This is a genomic window from Streptomyces sp. (assembly GCF_031181555.1).
GTDB lineage: Bacteria > Actinomycetota > Actinomycetes > Streptomycetales > Streptomycetaceae > Streptomyces > Streptomyces fimbriatus.
On the sequence record NZ_JAPSKQ010000306.1, the window covers coordinates 1 to 3,357 of the forward strand.

Annotated in this window: 4 protein-coding genes; 1 reads left to right on the forward strand and 3 read right to left on the reverse strand. The window is 75.0% G+C overall.

Annotation, left to right across the window (positions count from 1 at the left end; all coding sequences use genetic code 11):
- The 3 genes from RIM90_RS31135 to RIM90_RS31145 form a co-directional block, all read right to left on the reverse strand.
- The coding region (locus RIM90_RS31135) for a cellulose binding domain-containing protein (protein WP_309064086.1) at positions 1 to 467 on the reverse strand (467 nt) is incomplete at its 3' end.
- A gap of 108 nt (positions 468 to 575) precedes the next feature.
- Positions 576 to 1,985, reverse strand: a complete 1,410-nt coding sequence (locus tag RIM90_RS31140; RefSeq protein WP_309064087.1) for a HAMP domain-containing sensor histidine kinase — start codon at positions 1,983 to 1,985, stop codon at positions 576 to 578.
- On the reverse strand, positions 1,982 to 2,701 hold the full coding sequence (locus RIM90_RS31145) for a response regulator transcription factor (RefSeq protein WP_309064088.1): 720 nt from the start codon (positions 2,699 to 2,701) through the stop codon (positions 1,982 to 1,984). The genes RIM90_RS31140 and RIM90_RS31145 overlap by 4 nt, the downstream gene beginning before the upstream one ends.
- A 110-nt stretch (positions 2,702 to 2,811) precedes the next feature.
- Here RIM90_RS31145 and RIM90_RS31150 point away from each other — a divergent pair, with 110 nt between their 5' ends.
- The gene (locus RIM90_RS31150; RefSeq protein ID WP_309064089.1) at positions 2,812 to 3,357 is read left to right on the forward strand and encodes a hypothetical protein; all 546 of its coding nucleotides are present in this window, start codon (positions 2,812 to 2,814) and stop codon (positions 3,355 to 3,357) included.

Sequence of the window (3,357 nt, forward strand, 5' to 3'; positions counted from 1 at the left end):
GGGGCCTCGGTGGGGCGGCCGCTGGGCTCCGGGGCCGGGCCGCCGTCCGCGGAGCACTTCGCGCCGTCGACGAGGCAGCCGGTCGGCTCGCCGGTGCCCTTGGCGACGAAGCCGACGGTGACCGACTCGCCGGCGGCCAGTCCGTCGGTGTCCCACGCGGCGGGCCGCACGGTGACGTGCCGGCCGCTCACCTCGGACTCGGCGTTCCACAGCGAGCCGAGCTCGGTGCCGGCGGGCAGGTCGAACTCCAGCGTCCAGTCCTCGTCCCGCTCACCGCTGTTGTTGGTCACCACGTACTGGGCGGTGTATCCCGTCGACCACGCGCTGGTCCTCGTGTAGGCCGCGCCGACGCCGGCCGCCTGGGCGGTGCCGGTGAACAGGAACGCGCCGCCGCCGGCCACGGCCGCGGCGACCACGCCGCCGATCGCCTTGTTCCTGCCGCTGGCCCTGCGCCGGTGCGTGCTCATCGCGTGCCTGCCTTCACTGCCGTTCGGATGCGGTGCGGCAGCACGCTAGCGATCCGGAATCGGACAAACGTCCTGATCCGGGAGGCCGTCGATGATCTTAGGGCGCGCTTAAGGAAGGGATCGGGGGCGGTTAAAGGTCGGGATCAGCCGGCCCGGCCCGCGCCGGCGCACGGCCCCTCGGTGCCCGCGCCGCCGGGGCGCCCGTTCGCGTCCGTCGAGCTGGATCCAGACCCGCACCTCGGTCCCGCCGAGCACCGAGGAGCCGATCCGCACGTCGCCGCCGGTCGACTCCGCGAGCCGGCGCACGATGTCCAGGCCGAGCCCGGTCGAACCGTCGCTGCCCGAGCCCCGGCCGCGGGCCATCGCCGCCTCGGGGTCGGGTATGCCGGGCCCCGCGTCGGAGACGAGCACGATCACCGCGTCCTCGCCGTTGTGCACGTCGACCGCGAACGCGGTGCCCTCGGGGGTGTGCCGGAAGACGTTGCCGAGCAGGGCGTCGAGGGCGGCGGCCAGGTCGGCGCGGGCCACGGGGATGCGCACCGGGCGATCGGCCCCGGCCACCCGCCACTTGCGGCCCTCGTCCTCGGCGAGCGCCGACCAGAACGCCATCCGTTCCCGGACCACCTCGGCCGCGTCGCATCCGGCGCCGGGACCGGCGGCGGCCGTCTGCGGCTTGGCGTCCCGGGCGGTGCGGATGATGGTGTCCACCTCGCGCTCCAGCTGCTCGACCGCCGCCCGGGTCTGCTCGGCGGCCGGCCCGTCACCGAGGGAGGCGGCGTTCAGCCGCAGCACGGTCAGCGGCGTACGCAGCCGGTGGGACAGGTCGGCGGCCAGCTCCCGCTCGTTGGCGAGCAGTTGGACGACCTGGTCGGCCATGGAGTTGAACGCCACCGCCGCCAGCCGCAGTTCGGTCGGCCCCTCCTCGGGAACCCGCGCCCCGAGCTTGCCCTCCCCCAGCTCCTGCGCCCCCTCCACCAGCCGCTGCGCGGGCCGCACCATCCGCACGCCCAGCCGGTCGGCGACCGCGACCGAGCCGAGGATCAGCGCGGCACCGACCGCGGCGAGCACCGCCCAGGCCGTGCCGACGCCGTTGGTGACCTCGGACTCGGGGACGAACACCTCGACCACGGCGATCTCGCCGGTGCTGAGCGCGACCGGCTGGAGCAGCGCCGAGCCGCCGGGCACCGTGGAGGTGGAGGCACGCCCCAGTCTCCGCACCGCCGCGATGTCCTCGTCGGCGGCCCGCCGGCGTCCCATGCCGAGGGCGTCGCGGCCGTCACCGGACGGGATGTGCACGGCCATGGCGGCGTCGGAGCCGGTGGAGGCGACGACCCGTTCGAGCTGGTCGCGGTCGGTGGTGATGGACAGCGCGGGGGCGATGGCCGCCGCCTCCCGCTCGGCGTTGGAGAAGGCGCGGTCGCGGGCCATCTCCCGGATGACCAGCCCGAGCGGCACCGCGAACGCGATCACGACCATCGCGGTCACCGCCAGCGACACCTTCACCAGCGCCCACCTCATCGCGGCGGCCCCCCTTCGGGCAGGGGGCCGGCGGGCGGCTCCAGCTTCACGCCGACGCCCCGCAGGGTGTGCAGATAGCGGGGCCGGGCGGCGGTCTCCCCCAGCTTCCGCCGCAGCCAGGACAGATGGACGTCGATGGTCTGGTCGTCGCCGTAGGACTGCTGCCACACCTCGGCGAGCAGTTCCCTGCGGGGCACGACCACACCGGGCCGCCCGGCCAGGAAGGCGAGCAGGTCGAACTCGCGCCGGGTCAGATCGAGCCGCACGCCGTCCAGTTCGGCCTGGCGGCGCAGCGGGTCGACGGTCAGTCCGCCGACCCGGAGCACGGAGGACGGCGCGCCCTCCCCGCCGCCGGACCGGGCCCGGCGCAGCACCGCCGCCATCCGGGCCGAGAGGTGTTCCACCGAGAAGGGCTTGGTCAGGTAGTCGTCCGCGCCGGCGTTCAGCAGCCGCACGATCTCCGTCTCGTCGTCCCGGGCGGTGGCGACGATCACCGGCACGTCCGTGATGCCGCGCAGCATCTTCAGGGCCTCGGACCCGTCGAGATCGGGCAGTCCGAGGTCCAGGACGACCACGTCGAAGCGGAAATGGGCGACCTCGCGCAGCGCCTCCAGCGCCGTGCCGACGCTGCGCACGGCGTGCGAGGCGTCGGTCAGCTGCCGGATCAGCGCCGAGCGGACGAACGGGTCGTCCTCGACCACGAGAACACTTGCCATGCGCCGCACCGTACGCCATGCCGGACGGGCCCCGTGCGGGCCTGTGGACAACTCCGGACACCTCCGCGGGCGCGACACCCGTGGGACGGGTGAGGCAGTATGGGCCGACGATGCGCAGAGGACTCGTACACGTACTGGCCTGGCTCCTCGCCACGGGCGCGGCGGTCACGCTGTCGTGGTGGGGTGTCCACACGGTGATGGAGGGAACCGCCTACGACCCGCCCCGCGCCCTGCCCGTCGCGGCGGCGGACACGGCCACGCGGGAGTCGAGGCCGGTGTCGTCCTCGACGCGGCGGCCGTCGGACGCGCGGAGCTCCCCGGTCCCGGAGAAGCCCTCCCCCACGCCGGACGGGGCGTCCCGCGCGCCGGCCCCCGAGCCCTCGCGGTCCCGGACCGCGCCCCCGCCCTCCCCCTCTCCCGGCCCCACCGCCTCCGGCCGGGTCAGGAGTTACGACACCGACGGCGGGCGGGCGGTCTTCGACCTCGGCGAGACCTCCGCGTCCCTGGTGTCGGCGAAGCCGGGGGCGGGCTGGTCGATGCAGGTGTGGAAGACGGAGACGTGGATCCGGGTGGAGTTCACCTCGGGCGCGGACCGGGTGTCGGTCTTCTGCACCTGGCACGACGGTCCGCCCCGCGTGGAGATCGGGAGCTACTGA

Coding starts and splice junctions, on each gene's coding strand:
- RIM90_RS31140 (WP_309064087.1), bottom strand. CDS start 1,985: ATGAGGTGGGCGCTGGTGAAGGTGTCGCTGGCGGTGACCGCGATGGTC.
- RIM90_RS31150 (WP_309064089.1), top strand. CDS start 2,812: ATGCGCAGAGGACTCGTACACGTACTGGCCTGGCTCCTCGCCACGGGC.
- RIM90_RS31145 (WP_309064088.1), bottom strand. CDS start 2,701: ATGGCAAGTGTTCTCGTGGTCGAGGACGACCCGTTCGTCCGCTCGGCG.